Below are 22,523 nucleotides of genomic sequence, written 5' to 3' on the forward strand. Positions count from 1 at the left end.
CGAATTGGCAATCTTGCCCCGAAAGATAGGGGGATATGAGATGGACGCCGCCTCCAGACCTTCAGAGTGGAGCCATGAAGCGCCCGACAATATCGCAAGGGCAAGAATTCTAGGCCCGCACCTCGTTGCGACATACAAGCCTGGCCGAGAAATATATGGCCAAGGCGATACCGTCGCCAAGTGCTACCAGATTGAAACCGGGACTGTCCGTGTATACCGTCTCCTCTCCGACGGTCGAAGGCAGATTGTAGCCTTTTGCTTTGCAGGGGAGGTGTTCGGCCTCGAAGCGGGCTCGACCCATCGTTTCTTTGCCGAGGCCGTCACCGAGACAACGCTGGCTGCCTTTAGGCAAACTACGGTGCAGGAGCATTCACGGGAACTCCTTGAGCTTGCCCTCGATGGTATGGCGCGGGCTCAGGAGCACCTTTTGGTCGTCCGCCGGCAATGTGCGGTGGAGCGGATGGCCGCGTTCCTATTAGATCTCTCAAACCGGCTGGGGGCCCTCCAGCAGCTAAGATTGCCGATGTCACGGCAGGACATTGCGGACTATCTCGGTCTGACAATCGAGACAGTATCGCGTGTCATTGCCAAACTGAAGGAACGAAGCATAATCGCGTTACGAGACTCAAGGGCGATAGACATCATGAAGCCGGGTACCCTCCGTTCGCTCTGCAATTGAGAGTGAATTGCGGTGCTGGCCTTAGCGCCAGCCCTTGTTATTGTTGTTCTGTGAATTGAAGGCTGAGCGACACTGTGGGGCTCCTCAGAGAGGCGCGGGTCGAGTGTGGATGGCTGCGCTCCTCCCGCAAATGAGCCGCCCGGGCACCTTAACGACCTCCGAGAAGGTCCGCCCCGATCTTGATCTGAATCAAGGTGTGCAAGTCCCGCCTCTGACAATTCTCCGCGAGGCTTCGGCAGATATGGTGTGGAACCTGCGCCGGCGAGCGCCAGGACAAGTTGGGGATCCAATCATGACATACACAGTCGAGATGATCGCGCTCGCCATCGGCGCCTTCCTGGCGCTGATCGGCGCCGGCTTTGCCCAGGACCATCTCTTTCAAGCGCATATGTGGGTACTGTTCTTCGCGCTATTGGGCGGCACCTTAGTGCTTATGCACCGCACGGATTTTCGTGCGGTTGCTGCTGCGGGTCTAACTCGTCAAGCCAAATATTTCGACGAAGTTGTGAAATACGGCGTCATCGCCACGGTGTTCTGGGGTGTGGTCGGCTTCCTCGTTGGCGTCGTCGTCGCATTGCAGCTCGCCTTTCCTGACCTTAACGTGGAGCCGTGGTTCAACTTTGGCCGCGTCCGTCCGCTGCACACCTCCGCCGTCATCTTCGCCTTCGGCGGCAACGCTCTGATCGCAACCTCCTTCTATGTCGTCCAGCGTACGAGCCGCGCCCGCCTCTTTGGCGGCAATCTCGGCTGGTTCGTCTTCTGGGGCTACCAGCTCTTCATCGTGCTAGCAGCCACGGGTTATCTCCTAGGCATCACCCAGGGCCGCGAATATGCAGAGCCGGAATGGTATGTAGATCTGTGGCTGACCGTTGTCTGGGTTGCCTATCTCGTCGCATTCCTCGGCACCATCGTGGTGCGAAAGGAACCGCATATCTACGTCGCGAACTGGTTCTATTTGGCCTTCATCGTCACTATCGCGCTGTTGCACGTCGTCAACAATCTCGCCGTACCGGTCTCGTTCCTCGGCTCTAAGAGCTATTCGGCTTTCTCAGGGGTGCAGGACGCGTTGACGCAGTGGTGGTATGGGCACAATGCCGTCGGCTTCTTCCTGACCGCGGGCTTCCTTGCGATGATGTACTACTTCATCCCCAAGCAGGTGAACCGCCCCGTCTTTTCCTACCGCCTGTCGATCATTCATTTCTGGGCGCTGATCTTCATGTACATCTGGGCCGGCCCCCACCACCTGCACTACACGGCCCTGCCGGACTGGGCGCAGACGCTGGGCATGGTCTTCTCCATTATGCTGTGGATGCCCTCGTGGGGCGGCATGATCAATGGCGTGATGACGCTCTCGGGCGCCTGGGACAAGATCCGCACCGATCCGGTCGTCCGCATGATGGTCATGGCCGTCGCCTTCTACGGCATGGCGACCTTCGAAGGACCGACGATGTCGATCAAGACGGTTAATTCGCTCAGCCACTATACCGACTGGACGATTGGCCACGTGCATTCGGGAGCGCTCGGCTGGAACGGTCTCATCACCTTCGGTGCTGTCTACTATCTCGTGCCGAAGCTCTGGAACCGCGAGCGGCTTTACAGCGTGCGCATGGTCAACTGGCACTTCTGGCTCGCGACTCTCGGCATTGTTGTCTATGCCGCCACTATGTGGGTCGCCGGTATCCAGGAAGGCCTGATGTGGCGCGAGTACGACGACCAGGGCTTTCTGGTCTACTCGTTCGCGGAAACGGTCGCTGCCATGTTCCCCTACTATGTCATGCGGGCTGTCGGCGGCGTTTTCTACCTCTCCGGCGCCGTGCTCATGGCCTTCAATGTAACGATGACGATCCTGGGACGTGTCCGCGATGATGGTCCGGTCATCGGTTCTGCGCCCCTGGCCATGGCGGAATAAGAGGGCGCTGCCGATGAGCATTCTTAACAAACACGCGATACTTGAGCGCAACGCGACACTGCTGCTAGTCGCCTCGCTGCTGGTCGTATCCATCGGCGGCATCGTGGAAATCGCGCCGCTTTTCTACCTCGAGAACACGATCGAGAAGGTGGAAGGGATGCGGCCCTATTCGCCGCTGGAGCTTGCCGGACGGGACATCTACATCCGCGAGGGCTGCTATGTCTGTCACAGCCAAATGATCCGCCCGTTTCGGGACGAGGTCGAACGTTACGGCCACTACTCGCTGGCGGCGGAGTCGATGTACGATCATCCGTTTCAATGGGGCTCGAAGCGAACAGGCCCGGATCTCGCCCGCGTCGGCGAGCGCTACTCCAACGAGTGGCACGTCCAGCACATGACCGAACCGCGCTCCGTCGTGCCGGAATCGGTCATGCCGAGCTATGCTTTCCTCAAGGCAACGCCGCTTGAGTTGAAGAATGTCGCGATGAAACTTAAGGCCAACCGAGCGACCGGCGTGCCCTATACAGACGAAATGATCGACAACGCAGTCGCCGACCTCAAGGCCCAGGCCGATCCAGATGCGGACACATCCGGGGTCGAAGCCCGCTACCCCAAAGCGGAGTTCGGCGATTTCGACGGCGACCCGCGGAAGCTGACCGAAATGGATGCGCTGATCGCCTATCTCCAGATGCTCGGCACACTTGTCGACTTCTCCATCTATGACGACGCTGCCGGCTACCGATGAGGAGGAGAAAGGCATGGAAACCTATACGGCGATGCGCCATTTCGCCGACACCTGGGGCCTTCTTGCGATGGTGCTCTTTTTCCTCGGCGTTATCACGTTCACTTTCCGGCCAGGCCGCAAGAAGTCCGTTCAAACGGCCGCCTCCATCCCGCTTAAGGAGGACTGATTGATGGTGGACAAGCACAAGCATGTGGACGAGGTCAGCGGGATCGAAACCACCGGGCACGAGTGGGACGGTATCCGCGAACTGGACAACCCGATGCCGCGCTGGTGGGTCTACACGTTCTATACGACAATCATCTGGGCGATAGGTTACGCGATGGCCTATCCCTCCTGGCCGCTGCTGACGGACACGACCAAAGGCGTACTCGGTTATTCGAGCCGCGCTCAGGTCAGCGCTGATCTGGCAGACGCCAAAGCGGCAATGGCCGGTTACAACGAGCGGATCGCTGCGAGCACGGTGGAGGAAATCATTGCGGATCCGCAATTGCAGCAGTTTGCGATTTCGGCCGGGGCCTCAGCATTCAAGGTAGACTGTGCCCCGTGCCATGGTTCGGGCGCGGCCGGCGCAAAGGGCTTCCCAAATCTTAACGACGACGACTGGCTCTGGGGCGGCAAACCCGAAGAAATCTATCAAACCATCGCCCATGGTATCCGCTACTCTCGCGATCCCGAGACGCGAGTTTCCGAGATGCCCGCATTTGCCGACATGTTGACGTCGGAGCAGATGCGCCAAGCCGCGGCTTTTGTCGTGAGCCTTAGCGCGACCCCGTCGAAGCCTGAGCTCGTCGACAAAGGCAAGCAGGTTTTTGCGGAAAACTGCGCCTCCTGTCACGGCGATGATGCGAACGGAAACCGGGAGATGGGGGCGCCGAATCTCGCCGACTCCATATGGTTGAAGGGCAAGGGTGAGCAAGCGGTCATCAATCAGATGAAGGCGCCGAAGAATGGAGTTATGCCTGCCTGGTCGGCGCGCATTGGCGACACGACGGTCAAAGAGCTCGCGGTCTTCGTCCACTCGCTCGGTGGTGGCGAGTAGAAGGTCAGTCTCTTTAAGGCTGGACGCCGGCGATCGCGGATATGATGGAGGCAACTGTGCGTTCCCACAGCATGTCCAGCCTGGCGCTTCAAAGGCGACGCATGTACATCGCGTCGTCTCATACCCAGCGCGAGAATTGGCGCGAACTTGACTCAGATCAAGGTTTGCAGCTTGTGCAACGGGTAAAGGTCGGCTTGCAGGCGAAATTGCCGGGACTTGCCCCAGATGCTCCAACCGCCCATGATAAAGGCCTTCGTCGAACGGCTCGATGCCGAACCGGTCAATGCCGCGCGCGTGCGAAGGCCACTTTATCAGAAGCGACGGAAGATTTTTCCGAAGCGGGCGGAGGGGCGCTTCCGCCGGTTTAAGTGGTTAGCCATGCTGCTGACACTCGGCATCTACTATCTGACACCATGGATTCGCTGGGACCGCGGCGCGCATGCGCCTGATCAGGCGGTGCTCGTCGATCTTGCGGCGCGACGCTTCTATTTCTTTTTCATCGAGATCTGGCCGCAGGAGTTCTTCTTCGTCGCGGGGCTTCTCGTCATGGCGGGTCTCGGCCTTTTCCTGGTGACCTCGGCGGTCGGGCGAGCCTGGTGTGGCTATGCCTGTCCACAGACCGTCTGGGTCGATCTCTTTCTCGTGATTGAACGCTTCATCGAAGGCGACCGCAACGCCCGCATGCGCCTCGACGCCGACCCCTGGACGTTCGACAAGATCCGCAAGCGTGTGACCAAACATGCGATCTGGCTTGCGATCGGGGCTGCGACGGGGGAGCTTGGATCTTCTATTTCGCCGATGCGCCATCGCTTCTGAAAAGCTTGGTCACTCTCAATGCGCCACCGGTCGCCTATTCCACGATCGCCGTTCTGACGGCAACGACCTACGTCTTCGGCGGGCTGATGCGCGAACAGGTCTGCACCTACATGTGCCCCTGGCCGCGCATCCAGGCCGCGATGCTCGACGAGGATTCGCTCGTCGTGACCTACAATGACTGGCGGGGCGAGCCGCGCTCGCGGCACGCCAAGAAGGCGGCAGCGGCGGGCGAGCTCGTTGGCGATTGCGTCGACTGCAACGCCTGCGTCGCCGTCTGTCCCATGGGCATCGACATCCGCGATGGACAGCAGCTCGAATGCATCACCTGCGCGCTCTGCATCGACGCCTGCGACGCGGTGATGGACAAGCTCGGCCGCGAGCGCAGACTGATCTCCTATGCGACGCATAGCGACTATGCCGCAAATATGGCGCTGGCGACCGGCGGCGGCACCGCGCCGGTCGATCCGAGACGCGTGCGCGACGTCGGGGGCGCCTTCGTCGACAAGGTGCGGCATCTCGACTGGCACATCATCTTCCGGCCTCGTGTTCTTATCTATTTCGGCGTCTGGGCGCTTGTCGGGCTCGGCCTTCTATACGGTCTGCTCACCCGCGACCGACTGGAGCTCAACGTGCTGCACGACCGCAATCCGCAGTTCGTCGTGGAATCGGACGGTTCGGTGCGCAACGGCTACATGGTGAAGCTGCTCAACATGATTCCCGAGCAGCGCACCGTCCGGCTGACGATGGACGGCATGCCCGCTGCGACGATGCGTGTCGCAGGACGCGCTGCAGGAGCCGGCCGTAGTTTTGCGATCACTGTCGAGCCGGACAAGGTCACGTCGCTCAAGCTCTTCGTCACTCTGCCAAAGGGCAAAGCTGCCGAGGCGGAACAGGGCTTCGCTCTAGTAGCCGAGGATCCGCCCAGTCACGAGCGCGACGTCTATCAGGCCAATTTCAACGTTCCGGGAGTAGCAAAATGAGCGGCATGATCACGAAACAGCGTAGCCCGTTGCGCGGGTTCACCGGCTGGCACATGGTAGCCGTGATGTCCCTGTTCTTCGGAACAATCATCTCCATCAACGGGATGATGGCGTGGAACGCCAGCCGGAGTTGGAGCGGCCTTGTCGTTCCGAACGCCTATGTTGCCAGCCAGCAGTTCAACGGCAAGGTGGCCGAGGCCCGGCATTTCGCCGCAAGCGGGATCGAAGGCAGGTTCAGCGCGACGGCCGGCGAAGTCCGCTACATCCTGGTCAGGAACGGCAAGCCGCTCTCGGCAGCAGGCCGGGTTCTCGCCGTGCTCAGGCGGCCCGTCGAAGAGCATGAGGACCTGGAGATCGAGCTTGCTCGCGAGGCAGACGGCGTATTCATCGCGAGCCGCGGGGTCAAGCCGGGTCAATGGATTGCCGATCTCAAGGTCATTGCAGGCGAGGCGACAGTTTATCGCCAGGCCGTCCGGTTCGTCGTGGCGGGAGAGAGGGAATGAATTGCTGTGTTGCGGGCGCGGAAACAGTGCCGAACGTCGAGCGAATAGTTTGTGCACTGCCGACTGCCGAGGAGCTTTGGCTCGTAAGTCGAGCGCTTGGCGATGGGTTGCGCCAGAACGAACTCAGCGTCCCCGGAGTTCATTGCGGTTCCTGCATCACAACGATCGAGACGGCGCTGAACGGCAGGGCTGAGGTCGCGCGGGCGCGCGTCAGCCTCTCCTCGCGACGGATTACGATCGTCTGGAGGGAGGAAGTTGGCGGCAAACGGACCGATCCGAGCGAATTCGCCGGAGCCATTCGCAATTGCGGTTACGACCTGCATCTCTTCGCAACGAGCGAGGAGGAGGAGGCCGATAAAACTTTGAAGCAGTTGATCCGCGCCGTCGCAGTATCCGGCTTTGCCGCCGCCAACATCATGCTGCTTTCCGTTTCCGTCTGGTCCGGCGCGGATGCCGCCACTCGCGATCTCTTCCACTGGATCTCGGCGATGATCGCCGCACCGGCGCTCATCTATGCCGGGCGCTTTTTCTATCAGTCCGCCTGGAACGCGCTCCGCCATGGCCGCACCAACATGGACGTCCCGATCGCGCTTGCGGTCACTCTTTCCTATGGCATGTCGCTCTACGAGACGATCGGTCACGGGGAGCATGCCTGGTTCGACGCCTCCGTGAGCCTGCTTTTCTTCCTGTTGATCGGCCGCACCCTCGATCACATGATGCGAGGCCGCGCCCGCTCCGCGATCACCGGTCTTGCCCGCCTTTCGCCTCGCGGTGCCACGATCATCAACTGCGACGGCTCGCGCGAATATCGCGCCGTCGACACGATCAAACCAGGCGAATGCCTCGTGATCGCGCCGGGTGACCGCATTCCAGTCGACTCGCGCGTTCTCGCCGGCGCGAGCGACATCGACCTGTCGGTCGTCACCGGCGAGAGTGCGCCAGTCGCGGTTGCCGAAAGCGATGTCGTGCAGGCGGGAACGCTCAATCTGACCGGACCGCTGACGCTTGAGGCAACCGCTTCAGCGCGCGACTCCTTTGTCGCGGAAATCATCGCGCTCATGGAAGCGGCCGAAGGCGGGAGGGCGCGCTATCGCCTGATCGCCGATCGCGCCGCCCGGTACTACTCGCCGGCTGTCCACCTCCTGGCGCTGCTGACCTTTATCGGCTGGATGATCGCCGTGGGCGATGTCCGCCACGCCATGCTGTCCGCAGTGGCGGTGCTGATCATCACATGCCCCTGCGCCCTCGGGCTTGCGGTCCCGGTGGTCCAAGTCGTTGCCGCTGGCCGCCTCTTCCAGGGTGGGGTCATGGTCAAGGACGGCTCCGCCATGGAGCGGCTCACAGAGATCGACACCGTACTCTTGGACAAAACCGGCACACTGACGATCGGCAGGCCGCGACTCGTCAATGCGCATGAGGTCGCACCGGGGGTGCTGGCAACGGCGGCCGCACTCGCCGCACATTCACGCCATCCGCTCGCAACGGCGCTCTACGACGCCGCGGGCGCGGTGGCGCCTCTTTCCGGAGACATCCGCGAAACACCCGGTGCCGGACTCGAGGCGAAAACCGACAAAGGCGTGTATCGGCTCGGCAGCCGCGACTTTTCGGTCGCCAAGGCTAACATCCAGAGTGGACAATCGGAGACAATCCTGTCGCTCGATGGCCGGGAACTCGCCTGCTTCCGTTTCGAAGACTGGCTGCGCCCGAACGCGGCCGAGGCGATCGAAAGCCTCCGCGATTTCGGTCTTTCCATCGGCATTCTCTCCGGCGACCGCGAACCCGTGGTGGCAGCTCTTGCTGGCAAGCTCGGCATCGCTTATTGGCGCAGCGAGCTTTCACCCCGAGGAAAGGTCGAGGCGTGCACCGGCGTCGCCGCAGACCAGCACAGGGTGCTGATGGTTGGGGACGGAATAAACGACGCGCCGGCCCTGCGTGCGGCGCATGTGTCGATGGCGCCCGCGACTGCGCCCGACGTTGGCCGGCAGGCGGCGGACTTCGTCTTCATGCATCCGGAATTGTCTGCGGTTCCCTTTGCCATCGAGACGTCGCACCGCGCCGGGCGGCTGATCCGTCAGAACTTCGCACTGGCGATAGGCTACAATGTTATCGCGGTGCCGGTGGCCATCCTCGGCTACGCGACCCCCTTCGTCGCCGCAATCGCCATGTCCACGTCGTCTCTGATCGTCGTCGCCAACGCTTTGAGACTGAAGGGCAACGCCTTGGCTGGTATCAGCGGCTCCGAAGCGCGGTCGTCCCATCTACAGACAAGGGGAGCCGTCGCATGAACACCCTCGTCTATCTCATTCCAATTGCGCTTACCTTAGAAGGTTTCGGTCTCGCCGCGTTTCTGTGGGCGCTGAAAAGCGGGCAGTACGACGATCTCGACGGTGCATCTTGGCGCGTGCTCGACGAAGGCGATGGCAAACCAGGAATTCTTCGATGACGACAGTGGCTTTGCTGAACAGTTGGAGCAAGCAATGACTTGAGATCGGGCCCGTCACACTGGCGTAGTTCGGAGCGATGCCATGCTGTTTGCAGCTGTTTGGCAGAGCCCATTAACTCTCGAAGGGTCAACGACCACACTGCAGGATTTGAAGCTCGTATAATGAGAACGTTACGATTGACCTTGAATGACAGGACCATGCTCTTGGGGTCTCGGTTCTTTGCCGGGCTGCCGCGTTCGACGGGCGAGGCTATCTTGGAGGACGTGACCGTCTCTACTCATAAGGAGCGCGATCTTCTGTTCCACCAGGATGAGAACGTCGATGAGGTTTTTTGGGTTCTTTCGGGTTTGATCCGCCTTTACAGGGTGGGCAAGGATGGCCGGGAGGCCGATCTGGCCATCCTGCCGATGGGGGAAATGTTCGCCGAAAGCGCCATGTTCCTTGGGCACAGGGCAACTGCCAGTGCGCAGGCCGCCCAAGCATCTATCGTCGCGAGGCTGGACAGCCGCAAGCTTCGCCACCTTGTCTCCGATCCCGATGTGGCGCAAGCGTTTATCAATCTCCTCTATCACCGCGCTAAGATGACGGAAGACATTCTTGCGCAAGATCGCTTGCTTACTGGCATTGAACGGGTAGCAAATTACATCCTCAGTCAGTGCCCGGCGGGTTCGACTAACTTTTCCTTTCGCCTGCCGTTTCAAAAGTATGTGCTCGCAGGCAAACTTGGCCTCGCTCCGGAAGGCCTATCGCGCGCATTTTCGACCCTGCGCCAAGCTGGCGTCACCGTAAATGGCAAGACAATTGAAATCCGCGACCGGCACGCGCTCGAACAGTTTCAACGTGGCGGCTGACATACGAGCATGAGGAGCAAGCGATGGCCGCTTGAGTCAGCCGATTAGCACATCAGACGCGGATCTAAAGATATCCTCGGTCCTTTCCACTCTCGTGTTCGCCTTTTCAAGCAGCAGGAATAGAAATTCTCCCGCCCGATTTCTCGGACGTCGTGTTTCGTATGAGTACGTCCTGGGGAAGGCAGGAGGCACGGTCAATGAACGACGGTTGATCATGCTCTGATGCGCGGGTTGGTTACCGCCGGACCTGATGCGTCGCGGAGCGTCCTCGGTCTAGAAGCCAGCGTCGGATATATCCGGCTGATAGTGGAAGCGAGGGTTCTCCTGCCGTGACCGTGCCCCCAGCCTTGCACAGGTGCACATGGCTTTTCTGGTGGGTTCGTTACTCTTCCTCTTTGCTTACCTAAGATTTGGCGATGTTCAACGCGTTGAGACCTGGCATGCAATTGCCCAGACGAAGCCCGATAATTCGCGCGCTATCGCCGTGGGTTACGGTCGTGGTCGGCTTTCCGGCCTTCGTCAGCTTGCGATAGCGGCCGCAGAGCCGCTCCTGCGCCTTCCATGCCGTGTCGCGAACCATTTTTGGAAGTTGCTCCTGGCGGATTAACTGGTCGCGGCTCACCCTTGCGGGAAACCGGTAGCTCCAGGCCGCCTCGATCAACATGCGCCGGGCCGTTCCATTTCCCGCTTTCGTAATGCCGCCTTGGCGTCGAGTTGCTCTGCTCGAATGCTCTGATGGTACGAGCCCCAGATAGGCCATGAGTGACGCGGATTGGTAAAGCGACTGATATCACCCAATTCGGAAATCATCGTCGCAGCGGTCACCAAAGCCATGCCGCGGAGCGACTGCAGCGCGTGGACGACGGGTGCCAACGACCACTCGCTCAACATCATCTCAGTTCGCTTCGTCAGCCGGTCGCGCCGGTCCGTCGCAGCCTCGATCGTGGCGAGATGATCTTCGAGCACAATGAGGTGGATTGGTTGCTCGAAGCGAAGACCAGCCAGCCAACAGCGGTGCATCTGCGTCCAGGCTGGACGGCCATAATGGCAGCCGTGGCGCAATAAAAATCCACTGAGTTGTTGGCGCGCTTGTCGCAGGCTGCGTACGGCAGCAAGGCGTGCCCGCACCAGATCACGCATCGCCTCATGGGCGCGATCGGGGATCCACACGGCGCTCAGCTCCCCAGCGCGATGAAGCCTTGCCAGATTATTGGCATCGCGACGGTCCGTCTTGATGCGATCGCCTGCCTTTCGAGGGATCAAAGACGGGGCCACGACCACGCAGTCATGGCCAGCGGCAGACAGCTGCCGCTGAATGCCGTAGCCGCAAGGTCCTGCTTCGTAGCAAAACTTCAGGGTCCGGTCCGACTGCGAAAGCTTCGCCAGCATGCGGGCCAAGGCCGTTGGTGTGTTTACGATCTGGCCAAACGCGCGCACGTCACCGCGCTTACCGCCATCGGCAAGCGCCACCGAAATCGTTTCTTTGTGAACATCCAATCCGACGTTTGTGATAGTCTCGTCCATGGCCCGTCTCCTATGGCATGAGGCTCTACGAGAGGATCGCTCTCGCAACCCTCGATACCTGCATATTGTGAGACGGGTGTTTGCTCCCGGCTTTTGATGGTGCATTGTTTTCTTGTGAATGGAAGGAGGCACTATGGTCCCGGTTCTACATGGCAGCGGCACGACGACAGAGGCAGGCAATCGCCTGTCAGATCCTCGGCCACCCGGTGCCTGAACTCGTCGTCTATCAGGCACGGCCCCCAGCTGATCGACTAGGCGCACAATATTCCCACGCGAGCGGCTCTTCCGCCCACTTTCCGGGAGGTGCGTTTCGCAGTTCGCCGCTGCCTTGCAACACCCGCCCTTGGTCTTCCTCCGTTTCCCGTCCATCTAGAGAAAGACTAGCGGGCCTCGATAATCTGCTGCACACACGGCTGCCACCACGTTCGCTCGCACCCAATTGGGAAGTGGGTTAGATTCCAGGAAAACTAGGCACTCAGAGCTTGGCTGCGCCAGCAATTTGTCGGGAAGGCTGATCAACAGGTTGCACCTGGCGTTGAGGCTCCGGAGCCCGACCGGCAGGTCGTTGGGCAGATCGGTCAGCCGATTGCCGGCGGCGCGGAGGGTCCGCAGTCCGGCCGGGAGCTTTTGGGGAAGATTGGTCAGTTGATTGCCGCTGGCGCTGAGCCTCTGAAGGCCGGCCGGGAGGTTGTCGGGAAGGCTGATCAGCCGATTGTCGTCGACGTTGAGCGTCTGGAGCCCGGACGGGAGGTTGGCGGGAACGTAAGTCAGTTGATTGCCGTCGGCGTTGATCGTCTGGAGACCGATCGGGAGATTGTCTGGAAGGCTGGTCAACTGGTTTCCACCGGCGCCGAGCCACCGAAGCCTTGCCGAGAGGACATCGGGCAGACTGATGAGCCGATTGTAGCTGACCTCGAGGATCTGGAGCCCGGCCGGAAGCCTGTCGGGCAGGCCGGTCAATCGGTTGTACCTGGCGTTAAGCGTCTGAAGCTCGACCGGGAGCTCGCCCGGCAGATTGGTCAGCTGATTGCAGCCGACGTTGAGCACCTGGAGCCCGGCCGGAAACTCGGCGGGAAGGGTACTCAGGTCCAGGCATGATAAATTCAGCGCTGCACTGAGATCGCCGGCATTCACCCAAGCGCTAATTCGCCTCACCGCCTCTTGCCGGCCCTCATTTTCCCCTTGACCCTCTTCGGAAGCCCAGGCTTCCAGCATCTGGTCCAGCGATGTTGCCGGCAGGACTGGGCCGAGATTTGGATAGGCGGCAAGGTCCGAGAACGACGGTCGCGTCCCCCTCAAGTTCTCGATGGCGGCTGTGGTGAGATCACCTTGATTGGCCGCATATTGCCGGGCGTCTGCTTTGGAAGTATTGCCATCGCATGGCGTTTTCATCATTGGAGTCTCTCCAGTACTGACCACGGAAGTGCCGGAAGCTGGTGACCGACGATCCCTTCTCATCCACGGTTTCGCTCAAAACGGCGGCCAAAGCAGCGGATCGGTTCCAGCTAGATCAGCGGCGAAGCGGAGCCAGAATCCTCGGCCTCGAGCTCATTCTGTATGAAGAAAACACGCACTGGCCTCGGAGTCTCAGTGCTTTACCGCATTCGCTAGTCACCGCCAAACCGCTGTTGTCACCTCCAGTATCGTGTGACATGCAACATTCCCTCGGATTAGCAAAATTCATTGTTTGGATGGAACCTATCGGCGCTCTGGATATCAGATGCATGCGTTGCCAGCGCTTGGAGAAGACCTGTCGGCGTGCAAAATGGGGCCCTGTCAAGCGAAACGAGGAATAGATCAAGCCGCGCCTCGTCGGCCCTGTCACCGGATGGTATGACGCGTCCGAGGTGACCTGCATTGGCGGAAATACGCCATCAATGTACGGCCGAGGCACGGTAGCCAAGGAAATTCCGCCTCGGCGAGCTCAGCGCATGAACATGGGGACAAGCTGTTGTGAGCGACGGTGGAAACACCAGTATCGCGGCCGGAGCCCCGCCGCTCGTTCTAGTGTCGGACGCACTGACGAGTTCGACGATCGAAAAGATGCGAGGCGTGCGCCCTTGCACTGATGCAGGGGTATTGTTTTTTTTGGCAATGCTACGCCAGCACGTCAAGACGTGGTTCCGATTCGCTCACCGTCCGGCACGGGGGATCGGCGCGCTCAGTGTCGCCTGAAAGCTCCGTGGTGGCGACGGTGCGTCACGAGGTTGCGGTAGAGTACGTTTCTCGGGCGACATCATCAGGGTCTCCAACGAAATCGGCGCCTGCCTCGCCGGCGTCACGCGGTTGGAAGGCATTCGGCGCGGCGTGATCCAGCTTTCGACAAAGCCGGTCGATACCAACGAAGCGAGGCCGCTCTGCGTTGCCGTCAATGCGCTCACCCGCCACATCGGCGTCTCGGCGCTGGCGCAGGGCCTCCCCGGCCAAATGACGACGGTTCAGGCAGGCGGTTCGACGGCAACTTGCCGCAAATCCGTGCCTTTGATATGAACCGGCATGATCACAGATGGAGGTGCCTTGCGGCCGTTCAGCCCTATGCCTTCCGAGGGCCCAAGCCCATTGTAGGACTTGCGCTGTCTATGACATGGCGGCGCATATAGACTTGGGGACTGCTGCCCATTTCGGTGCGAAACGCATACACGAAAGCCGATGTCGAGCCGTAACCAAGCTCTATGGCGACCTGTGTCACGCCCAGACCACCCCCAAGGGGCTCTATTGAACGGAATAGCCGCAGGCGTCGTCTCCATGATCGCAGGCTCATGCCCAGCTCCGTCTTGAAGCGGCGCGCCAATGTGCGAGGGGAGATGTTCAGCGCCAACCCCCACTCCTGCGGGCTTCGGTCATCTGTCGGGTCCAGGTAGAGTGCCTCACAGAGCACGGTCAGCGGCGCGTTACGTGGCCACGGCAAAGCCGATGGCAACGGTTGGACCCGCACAAGCTGATCGAGGATCAGCCCTGTTACGCGACCCGAATAGCCATCCTTATCCTCCGTTCCCTCGAGTTCCGTTGCCTCGATAATCAACGCCTGCAGCAATGGTGACATCAAGAAGGCCGTGGGGACTTTCGGCAGGTTTGCACCGGCTTCATCCGCTGCGAGCCGGCCGCGCCAGCGCGTATCGCGCGGCGATGCAGGCGGCGTACGAGCCTTCACGGCTTCGCCGCTCCGCATGAGGGCGAGGAGGAGCATATCCTCGATCAACTCGCGCTACGCGCCGCTGCCGCCGATGCGCACGACCTCGGCAGCAACCGGCTCCAGGATACGGGCGCAGCCTGCGTAGTCCTCCTCTGCGAAGGCCCAAGGCGGCGCGGCAGATCGCCGGCACGATTGGCCCGGCGGCCAGCGCCCCTGCCTCGATCAGGCCGTCAACGCCTGCGCCCGCTGCTCGACCGCGGCCCTGTCACCGATCGCCGCCGCGATAAGGGGCCATGCGGACATCCGCGAAGGCAAAGCCGGCCTTCTGGAAATATTCCCCCGAATAGGTTGCCGCCGCCGCCCATAGCCCCGCCGGCACCGTGTGTCATAGCCTGGAGCCGCCACAGGAAAGAAGCCGTATCGCTGACCACATTGACCGGCATTCAGTCCGTAACCGACGGCTTCGCCGCCTTGGGAGAGGCGAACACGATCTCATAATCCGCAGGCATCAGAAATAATGGGGACCATGTTCGGTACTTGGCCTCTCATATAGCCTGATCTCAATCGATCCCGTCTGCGATAGCCTTTAAGAGGCTAATGGCCCGACTTCTAACGTTCGCATCGCCGATACGGGAGAAGGCCCTTATCAGTGCAAGTCCCTCTTTGCTTGACGCGAAGTCGATTATTCCAGGTTGAAGTGATTTTACGGCGCCGCTGCCGACGCCGTTCGTGCCGCCGCCAGGCACATCTTCGAAGAAGTAGGATACCGCTACTTCCAGCGCCTCGGCGATCTGTTGTAGGCGACTCGCTCCGACTCGATTGATGCCCTTTTCGTATTTCTGGACCTGCTGAAACGTCACCCCGATCTGCTCGGCAAGACTGATCTGTGACATTCCCTTCCAAACTCGACCCATGCGAATTCGACGGCCGACATGAATGTCTACAGGCTGGGGCTTCGCTTTTTTCTGTTCAGGGTTCGGGCTAAGCATGCATTTCTCCGTGATTTACTGCGCGATGGGTATCTCCCCCGACCTATCGCGCTCTGCTGTTGCTTCCGCCTTGATGCCGATGTTGGCGCCGGCACTTCTCTTTAGATGGGTTCTTTCTATTTACTGTCCGTTGGACCATAGGAGTGGCTGTTGCCGAGAAGCCAGGCCCTGTATAGGAAAAGTTTCATTCTTGAAACCCCAAAACTTGGATTGCATAATCAGCATGTCCCTACCGCCACGACATTAACTACCGAATGACTGGCTCACCATGGTATCGTCGCTTCGACGGTTTCGAGACGCCAAATCCGACCTCCATCATTAGACGCGGCTTGTCCTTTGACAACGTGCCCATATGGAAGCCGAATGGATCTTCGACGAAGCCTGAGCCCGCCTTGCCGGTCAAAGTGATGGCATTTTCCTCGCCGTAGAAGGCCAGGACTTCCTCGGCGGCATGGCCGACGAGGAGCGTCAGTTGATGCTTCAACCGCCTGCGATTGTGGCTGCCGCGCACGTAGACATGAGGACCGGAAGTGGCATCCACGTCCGACAGATAGAAGAAAAACTTCAGCATTCGCCAGTCATCGAGGTCGAAGTGGAACTTGAAGGAAGCACGGCTGAGATCCGCATCTGAGGCATTTCGTGCCGGGAAGCTCCACCACGTCCTTGTGGTGATCAGCCTCGCTTCGCCGCCGAGATAGTGCCTTGCAACGTTGAGAAGCAGGGGGTCTTGCTGCACGGCTAATGCGGCGCCGCATTGCAGAACCCGCTCATAATGATGGCCGCTCAAAATAGTCCGGCCGAAACGGCGCTCGGCTTCGGCATGATCGCCGGCCAGGAACTCGAGCCGGCGCTCGAAATTGCCGAAGCAGGGTGTCTCGTGCCCAAAGCGCGCAATTTCCTCTTGAATCGGGCTTGGCAGAGTCAGGCCCGTAAAGATACCTGTTCTTCTCAGTTCCGCCGCGATCGCTTCTGCTCGGAGGTCGCCAAAAATGGATGGCGCAACACTCTTGTCCTGCACCACGCGTCTTGCGGTTAGCCAATGCGCCTTGCGGAATGGCATCAAACGCGCCAGTAGGAACATCGGCAGCCAAGCCGGGTTCTCCCGCACATGCCGTAAGATACGTAGGAACTCGGGCAGCCATCCGGCGGATAGTCCCGCCGCTGCGGGCGATTGCTTCGAGGTCCTTCGGATCAGAGTGAGCGGAACTAATCATTCTATTGCCTTTCGTACGTTATACATTCCAATGCCCGCCATTCCGTCGCAAATGACGCACAGCAGAGCCCAAAATCCGGGCGAGCCGCTCGATCAAGCACTCGATATCGGCGAAGTGACTGCGAAGATCGCGCGTTCGTCATCGCAGAGATCCCAGCTGTAGGGCTTGAGCGTCTCAACATCGTTTTCGCCTTTGTGCAACTCGGGGCGGATCGTACCCGAAAGCGGCATATGGCCAAGGAGACATCGGAAATGTTCGACCCACCTGCGCTCGCGGCGTGGTTGTTGTAATGCAACATTCCGTGCGATTGGGAAAAATCGAATGTTTGGATTGGACACATCCAGGCTATTGATAGTCGGAAGGTGTCTCTTCAGCATGTGAGGTTCAAGCGCGCGGCGACTTTGCGCGTCGGTAACCGACACGCCGCATCTAGTTGAAGAGCTTCTTGCATACGATCTCTACTGGCGTCGGGCAGCAAGCACTTTCCGGGCTGCGATGCCGTGCGGCTCAATACCCAGATTGCTCCGGTCCTCCGTTGAGCCCGGATCAAGGCCGGGCGGTAGGAGTTGGTCCAAGGACATAACCTGCTGTGTGCCCATGTGCGATGAACCGCTTGTCGGGCTCGCAGCAACGCTGGACGCCAAACTGTCATCTGATCGCGTCGGCCGCCGCGTGCGTAAATGCGCCTGCGGCCGCCTTGATTTCGGACAATTTGAATTACTAATTAAGGGAGGTTTTAGTTTGGGGTGGAAACCATCCGCGATATGGATAGATGAACGCATGCGATTCAAGGGCCTGGATCTGAATCTCCTCGTTGCACTCGACGCTTTGATGACCGAGCGCAATCTCACGGCGGCGGCGCGGCGCATCAATCTCAGCCAGTCGGCGATGAGCGCGGCCGTTGCCCGGTTGCGCACCTATTTTCGTGATGAGCTGTTTACCATGGCTGGGCGCGAATTCATCCCGACGCCGCGCGCGGAAGGGCTCGCCTCGGCGGTGCGCGAGGCTCTGCTGCAGATCCAGCACTCCATTGTTTCGTGGGAACCGTTCAAACCGGACCACTCAAATCGCCGCTTCAAAATCATGGTTTCCGATTACGTCACACTCGTGTTTTTCGAAAAGATCGTGGAGCGTGCGGCGCGGGAAGCGCCCAGCGTCAGCTTCGATTGTCGGCCTCCCGCGGACGACAATGAGGACCTTCTCCGGCGCGGCGACGTCGATCTGATAATTCTGCCGGAAACGTTGATGTCGAGCACTACTCCTCGAGCAAGACTGTTCGACGATGTACACGTTTGTGTGGGCTGTCGCTCGAACAAGCAGCTGTCGGAGCCCCTTACATTGGAGAGATACATGTCAATGGGGCATGTTGTGGTCAGGTTCGGCAATAGCCGAAGGCCAGGCCTCGAGGAATGGTACTTGCTCGAGCACGGTCTGAAGAAACGTATCGATGTCTTCGTACAGGGTTTCAATATGATTCCGCCCATGCTGTTGGGCACCGATCGGATAGGAACCATGCCGTTACGGCTAGCGCAGCATTTCGCAAAAACAATACCGCTGCAGATTGTCGAGCTTCCGCTGCGAGTTCCCACAATTACGGAGGCCGCTCAATGGCCTGCGCTTCACGATAGTGATCCGGCCAGTCTTTGGCTTCGCGAGATGTTAGTAGAGGAGGCGTCGCGCATGGATTCGCCGCTTGCCACGGCCGAGCCCCTCGTCGGCCGGACCAGCACGAGTATTGACCTGCTCACCTCGGATCTGCGGACTTCATCAGGGGCAGGGCTCTAAAAAGCGGCATGCCATCCGTGCTGGTTCAGGCAACGGAAGGCCCAAGCGCGTTCAGTTGATTCGGCGGCCGAGGACCCGACAGGAGCGCTCGGAGTTCCGAGCGCGTGCCCTCTTCAGATCGCACAAACGAACTCTCAAATGGCGCTTTCATTCACTACGCTCCCGCCGCGCATGTTGTGTTGGCGCAGTTTGCCGCTCCCGACTGGTTTGGCGCAGCACGATGTGGTTAAGACTGACTTCTTCAATCAATCGCGATATGGTGGCGCTTGGTTCTAGCGTTGATCCCCTGCGGTAACATGGTGTTGGAAAAATCCAGTCCAGGCGCAACATAGACGTGTGGGTGGTCCGCCACTACCACCTTCATGTAAAGCGTTATGAACACTCCCGCGGCGGTCGGCGCCCAGCGAACTTTCAAGCGGTTGCCTTGGCCGATAGGCGCGCATCGCCGGTCAGCGACCATGCCCACGCATGGGTGTCGAGAAGGACAGTCGTCACGCTTCGCCTTCCCAAAGCGCCAACTCATCCTCACCCATTGGCTCGAAGAAATCCGGCCCGTCTCCTGTAATCTTGTCTTTAAGTAGCCCGATAGTGAACTTGTTTTGCGGGATGGCCACAATCCCGGCAACAGGGGTTTTGCCCTTGGCGATGACAACTTCTTCGCCAACCTTCGCCGCCTCGATAAGTTTGGACAAGTTCGTCTTGGCGCTGTGAAATGTAACCTGCATGGAAACGCCGATTAGCTAACTTGGCCAAAGATAGTGCTTTTCCATCTTGAATTCAGCCTAACTTTCATGCCGGGCAGAAGTGTCGCCAGCTGCGCATAGCTTCTTCTTCGTTCTCGCCGCTGTCTTTGCTGTTTGGCATCGGTTCTCAGCACCGGAATGGCAGGACGCTTACCGGTCATACCATCAGCCACTGCTTGAGAATAGCTTCTCGCCGCGTTCGGCTTCCATAAGGCGGCTGAACGATCGGCGGCGGAAAGGACCGCCGTGCGGACCTGGAAATCACGCAGGCCTATTCCCCCGAAGTCTTCAGCTTTTCCAAGACGGTTAAAACGTTGGCTTGGATATCGAGGCATAAATCCAAGTATTCGCCTATCAGCTCCTCACGGTCAGAAAATCCCTCCGATGCTTTTCCAGCGCCTCCGCCGCTACAGCATAAGCTTCGAATAGGTCGTCCAACTCGCGGCTCTTAGCGTGGTAAAGGAGTTCTCGATGGCGAGGCAGGGCGAGGGCCAAACGGGCCCTGCCACTTCGTAGAAGTGACATTTTTTCAATCCAATAGCATGGTCCTCGGCCCGATGGTGGAGTTTGATCACCGGGCGCGTCTCGTGGTGTCAGCTCACCAGGATAATCCTACCACTACCAGAGTCCGGCCGGAAGTCGCGGGAATTCAACGCCACGCTGGGCGGAGGCATAACGCCAGGCGCGGGGCGTCGTTGCCTTTGATGAAGCCTAAAGCTACGCAGAACAGGCTGATGCCGCTGAGACTCTCGTCTGGTCAGTTCGAAGTAGTGGCCATAGGTGGCCAGCGAACGACTGCCCGTCCGTCCGGCAGGAGTGCCGCTGCGAGCTCCTACGATGCGCGAAGCCCAGTCTGAACAGCAACGTATCCTTCGCACAACTCCGCAAGAAGACTCCACCGCGCGTTTCGTAAGATGGGGCCTACCTCGAAAACGTCTCTATGAAGGAGAACAGCGGTATGAAGGTTCTGTTTGCCGGCGGGAATGGATACTATCCGGAATTCAGCGGCGGCGTTCAATCGAGCACCCACCACCTCGTCCAGCAACTGCGCGACCGCGGCCACGAAGCAGGCGTTCTGGCCTCCCTTTTCGGCGATGGCTTCTTCGGATTCAAGGCGCGCGTAAAGCTGAAATTGTCCGGGGGCCCCGGCGTCCTCGACAACTTTCCCGGATACCCCGTCGTGCGCGCCTGGCATCCCTGGGAAGCGGCTGCTTTCGCCGTACAGAAACTCCAGCCCGATGTCGCCGTTGTGCAGTGCCACAAATCCGTGCCGATCGGAAAGGCCCTCCAGGTGCACAACGTGCCGCGGGTCGTCTATCTCAGAAACGTCGAGTTTCACGAGCTCGCCGGGGACCTCAGGGAACTGACCTCCGCTCTCTACATCGCCAATTCGGAATTCACAGCCGGCGCCTACAAGCGGAAATTCGGCATGGATTCGGTCGTCATCCCGCCGACGATCAATCCCGACAGAACCCAGTCGACTCGGGAATATGTGACCTTCATTAATCCCTACAAGGAAAAGGGTTTCGAACTCGCGGTCCAGATCGCCGAGCGGTGCCCGGACATTCCTTTCCTGTTCTTGGAAAGCTGGAAGCTCGCCGACGACCACCGAGCGGAGATCGAGAAGATCATCGCGCCGTTGAAGAACGTCCGACTGGAAAACCGCACCAGCGACATGAAGGCGATCTACGGGCGGACGAAGATCCTGCTTGCGCCGAGCAAATGGGAGGAGGCCTGGGGGCGAGTCGCCTCAGAGGCGCATTGCAGCGGAATTCCCGTTGTCGGCTCGAGCCGCGGCGGATTGCCGGAAGCAATCGGCGAGGGCGGCATCATCCTCGACTACGATGCGCCGCTCGAAGAATGGACCGGCGCGATCCGGAAGCTCTGGAGCGACGACGCCGAATATCAGCGGCTGTCGGCGGCCGCGTCGAAATTCGCCGAGCGTCCGCTCATGCAGCCCGCGCGGCAGTTCGCGGCCTTCCTCGAGGTTCTGGAGCGCGCCGCACAGAGCCGCCCCGCAGCGCTCAAGGCATCCTGAGACGGCATGCGCATTGGTTTTGTCGTCGGCCAGTTTCCGCAGCTCTCTGAAACCTTCGTCATCGGCCAGATGCCCGGCCTGCTGCGCCGTGGTTTCGAGGTCGATGTCGTGTGCAACGGGATCACGGACAATGACTTTCCGGATCGGCATCAGGAGCCGCTGGCAACCCTTCTTGCGCGAACGCGCGACTGGTGGGGCGCCGCGGCGTGTCAATCGGCACTGAACTTTGACCCCCATTGGACTGCGCCCCTTGGGGTGGACAAGGATCGGGCTGCTGATTTGCCAGTCTGCCGGATGTGTTGATCCTCGAACTGTTTGGGGCTCAAGTAGCCGAGCGCTGAACGGAGCCGGCGCTTGTTGTAGACCTCCTCGATGAAGTGGGGAAGGTGTTCGGTGGTGTCCTCGAAGGTTTCGAATGCCATCGGCTGGACCGCCTCGACCTTCAGCGTTTTCATGAAGCTCTCGGCCTTGGCGTTGTCGTCGCGGCCAGTGTCTCGCGGTAGAGCTCGGCAGCATACTGTGAGCCGCGGTCGGAATGGTGGACCACGCCCGGCGGCGGCTTTCTTCTGTCAATGGCCGCCTTCAAGGCGGCCACCGTCAGCCGTGCGTCGATCGACCGACCGATGGCGTAACCGACGATCAACCTCGACCAGGCATTGAGGATGATGGCGACGTAGATGAACCGCGTCGGCAAGGCGACATAGGTGATGTCGCTGACCCAAAGCTGGTTGGGACCGCTCGGGATGATGTCCTTCGCCAGGTTCGGGAAGATCGGGCCGTCGTGATCGCTGTCGGTCGGGGCGATGAACCGTCGCCTGATCTTCGGATGCAGATCGTGTTCGCGCATGAGGCGGCGAATCTTCTTGTGGTTCACGACAATACCCTGCTGCCGCAGGGCCGCACCGACGCGGCGCTAGCCGTAGAACTCGAACTCGTCGCAGATCGCGAACATCGCTTCGACGATCGCGGTGTCGTCGGCCGGCCTTTGACCTGCAACAGCCCGGACCTGACTGCGGCCGAAACCGAAGGGACGCGGCCGCGCTGCGGTGCTCCATCGGCCCAATGCGTACGAGCTCAGCTCATTTAAACCAAGGCACGAACAAGCGAGATCATCGAGGAGACGCCCACCTG

Annotated in this window: 19 protein-coding genes and 4 pseudogenes; 14 read left to right on the top strand and 9 right to left on the bottom strand. The window is 59.9% G+C overall.

The annotated features are described in order from the left end of the window. Positions 1-40 precede the first annotated feature (40 nt). From N0Q91_RS01915 to N0Q91_RS01960, 10 genes and pseudogenes are all read left to right on the top strand, one after another. Positions 41-679, top strand: coding sequence for a helix-turn-helix domain-containing protein (locus tag N0Q91_RS01915; protein WP_275596122.1), 639 nt, complete (start codon positions 41-43; stop codon positions 677-679). A gap of 292 nt (positions 680-971) precedes the next feature. Next, the gene (gene ccoN, locus N0Q91_RS01920; RefSeq protein WP_275596123.1) at positions 972-2,588 is read left to right on the top strand and encodes a cytochrome-c oxidase, cbb3-type subunit I; all 1,617 of its coding nucleotides are present in this window, start codon (positions 972-974) and stop codon (positions 2,586-2,588) included. A 13-nt stretch (positions 2,589-2,601) separates the two neighbouring features. Further along, positions 2,602-3,333, top strand: a complete 732-nt coding sequence (gene ccoO / locus N0Q91_RS01925; protein ID WP_085034713.1) for a cytochrome-c oxidase, cbb3-type subunit II — start codon at positions 2,602-2,604, stop codon at positions 3,331-3,333. A gap of 13 nt (positions 3,334-3,346) precedes the next feature. Further along, complete coding sequence (locus N0Q91_RS01930; RefSeq protein WP_085026062.1) at positions 3,347-3,499, top strand: cbb3-type cytochrome c oxidase subunit 3; 153 nt, start codon at positions 3,347-3,349, stop codon at positions 3,497-3,499. Positions 3,500-3,502: 3 nt separating this feature from the next. Further along, positions 3,503-4,372 (top strand): cytochrome-c oxidase, cbb3-type subunit III, encoded by an 870-nt coding sequence (gene ccoP, locus N0Q91_RS01935; RefSeq protein ID WP_275596124.1) that lies wholly within the window; start codon positions 3,503-3,505, stop codon positions 4,370-4,372. A 225-nt stretch (positions 4,373-4,597) separates the two neighbouring features. Further along, positions 4,598-6,168: pseudogene (gene ccoG / locus N0Q91_RS01940) on the top strand (cytochrome c oxidase accessory protein CcoG). Next, positions 6,165-6,671, top strand: coding sequence for a FixH family protein (locus N0Q91_RS01945; protein ID WP_275596125.1), 507 nt, complete (start codon positions 6,165-6,167; stop codon positions 6,669-6,671). The pseudogene ccoG and the gene N0Q91_RS01945 overlap by 4 nt, the downstream one beginning before the upstream one ends. Next, positions 6,668-8,956: a cation-translocating P-type ATPase gene (locus N0Q91_RS01950; protein WP_275596126.1), complete on the top strand. Its 2,289-nt coding sequence runs from the start codon at positions 6,668-6,670 to the stop codon at positions 8,954-8,956. The genes N0Q91_RS01945 and N0Q91_RS01950 overlap by 4 nt, the downstream gene beginning before the upstream one ends. Beyond that, on the top strand, positions 8,953-9,114 hold the full coding sequence (gene ccoS, locus N0Q91_RS01955) for a cbb3-type cytochrome oxidase assembly protein CcoS (RefSeq protein WP_085026067.1): 162 nt from the start codon (positions 8,953-8,955) through the stop codon (positions 9,112-9,114). Before N0Q91_RS01950 ends, ccoS begins: the two co-directional genes overlap by 4 nt. 162 nt (positions 9,115-9,276) lie before the next feature. Beyond that, positions 9,277-9,966 carry a Crp/Fnr family transcriptional regulator gene (locus tag N0Q91_RS01960; protein ID WP_275596127.1) on the top strand — a complete coding sequence of 230 codons (690 nt, stop codon included), beginning with the start codon at positions 9,277-9,279 and terminating at the stop codon, positions 9,964-9,966. A 420-nt stretch (positions 9,967-10,386) separates the two neighbouring features. Here the strand turns inward: N0Q91_RS01960 and N0Q91_RS01965 are convergent. Both N0Q91_RS01965 and N0Q91_RS01970 read right to left on the bottom strand, forming a co-directional pair. Next, positions 10,387-11,490 (bottom strand): annotated as a pseudogene (locus N0Q91_RS01965) (IS110 family RNA-guided transposase). A gap of 369 nt (positions 11,491-11,859) precedes the next feature. Continuing rightward, positions 11,860-12,885: a leucine-rich repeat domain-containing protein gene (locus N0Q91_RS01970; RefSeq protein ID WP_275596128.1), complete on the bottom strand. Its 1,026-nt coding sequence runs from the start codon at positions 12,883-12,885 to the stop codon at positions 11,860-11,862. Positions 12,886-13,776: 891 nt separating this feature from the next. Between N0Q91_RS01970 and N0Q91_RS01975 the strand changes: the two genes are divergently transcribed. Then, complete coding sequence (locus N0Q91_RS01975; protein WP_275596129.1) at positions 13,777-13,980, top strand: hypothetical protein; 204 nt, start codon at positions 13,777-13,779, stop codon at positions 13,978-13,980. 43 nt (positions 13,981-14,023) lie between these two features. Here N0Q91_RS01975 and N0Q91_RS01980 read toward each other — a convergent pair whose 3' ends face one another. The 3 genes and pseudogenes from N0Q91_RS01980 to N0Q91_RS01990 all read right to left on the bottom strand — a co-directional run bounded on the left by N0Q91_RS01980 (position 14,024) and on the right by N0Q91_RS01990 (position 16,826). Beyond that, entirely contained in the window at positions 14,024-14,689 is a 666-nt protein-coding gene (locus tag N0Q91_RS01980) for a helix-turn-helix domain-containing protein (RefSeq protein WP_275596130.1), read from the bottom strand. A 494-nt stretch (positions 14,690-15,183) separates the two neighbouring features. After that, a complete protein-coding gene (locus N0Q91_RS01985) occupies positions 15,184-15,612 on the bottom strand; it encodes a helix-turn-helix domain-containing protein (RefSeq protein WP_275596131.1) in 429 nt (142 codons plus the stop codon). A gap of 247 nt (positions 15,613-15,859) precedes the next feature. Continuing rightward, positions 15,860-16,826 (bottom strand): annotated as a pseudogene (locus N0Q91_RS01990) (phytanoyl-CoA dioxygenase family protein). 780 nt (positions 16,827-17,606) lie between these two features. Here N0Q91_RS01990 and N0Q91_RS01995 point away from each other — a divergent pair. Then, a complete protein-coding gene (locus tag N0Q91_RS01995) occupies positions 17,607-18,611 on the top strand; it encodes a LysR family transcriptional regulator (protein WP_275596394.1) in 1,005 nt (334 codons plus the stop codon). A gap of 414 nt (positions 18,612-19,025) precedes the next feature. On the opposite strand, the pseudogene N0Q91_RS02000 reads toward N0Q91_RS01995, so the two are convergent. Together N0Q91_RS02000 and N0Q91_RS02005 are read right to left on the bottom strand one after the other, a co-directional pair. After that, positions 19,026-19,106: pseudogene (locus N0Q91_RS02000) on the bottom strand (type II toxin-antitoxin system VapC family toxin); the annotation flags it as partial. Beyond that, positions 19,103-19,336 carry a type II toxin-antitoxin system Phd/YefM family antitoxin gene (locus N0Q91_RS02005; protein ID WP_275596132.1) on the bottom strand — a complete coding sequence of 78 codons (234 nt, stop codon included), beginning with the start codon at positions 19,334-19,336 and terminating at the stop codon, positions 19,103-19,105. The gene N0Q91_RS02005 and the pseudogene N0Q91_RS02000, both read right to left, overlap by 4 nt. Before the next feature lie 976 nt (positions 19,337-20,312). On the opposite strand from N0Q91_RS02005, the gene N0Q91_RS02010 reads away from it, so the two are divergent. Together N0Q91_RS02010 and N0Q91_RS02015 are read left to right on the top strand one after the other, a co-directional pair. Next, positions 20,313-21,392 (top strand): glycosyltransferase, encoded by a 1,080-nt coding sequence (locus N0Q91_RS02010; protein ID WP_275596133.1) that lies wholly within the window; start codon positions 20,313-20,315, stop codon positions 21,390-21,392. Positions 21,393-21,398: 6 nt separating this feature from the next. Next, positions 21,399-21,695 carry a hypothetical protein gene (locus N0Q91_RS02015; RefSeq protein ID WP_275596134.1) on the top strand — a complete coding sequence of 99 codons (297 nt, stop codon included), beginning with the start codon at positions 21,399-21,401 and terminating at the stop codon, positions 21,693-21,695. Here the strand turns inward: N0Q91_RS02015 and N0Q91_RS02020 are convergent. Together N0Q91_RS02020 and N0Q91_RS02025 are read right to left on the bottom strand one after the other, a co-directional pair. Further along, on the bottom strand, positions 21,602-21,847 hold the full coding sequence (locus N0Q91_RS02020; RefSeq protein WP_275599784.1) for an IS3 family transposase: 246 nt from the start codon (positions 21,845-21,847) through the stop codon (positions 21,602-21,604). The genes N0Q91_RS02015 and N0Q91_RS02020 overlap by 94 nt on opposite strands. Beyond that, on the bottom strand, positions 21,844-22,266 hold the full coding sequence (locus tag N0Q91_RS02025) for a DDE-type integrase/transposase/recombinase (protein WP_275596135.1): 423 nt from the start codon (positions 22,264-22,266) through the stop codon (positions 21,844-21,846). The genes N0Q91_RS02020 and N0Q91_RS02025 overlap by 4 nt, the downstream gene beginning before the upstream one ends. Positions 22,267-22,523 lie beyond the last annotated feature (257 nt).

Source organism: Sinorhizobium prairiense, from assembly GCF_029201645.2.
Lineage (GTDB): Bacteria > Pseudomonadota > Alphaproteobacteria > Rhizobiales > Rhizobiaceae > Sinorhizobium > Sinorhizobium meliloti_A.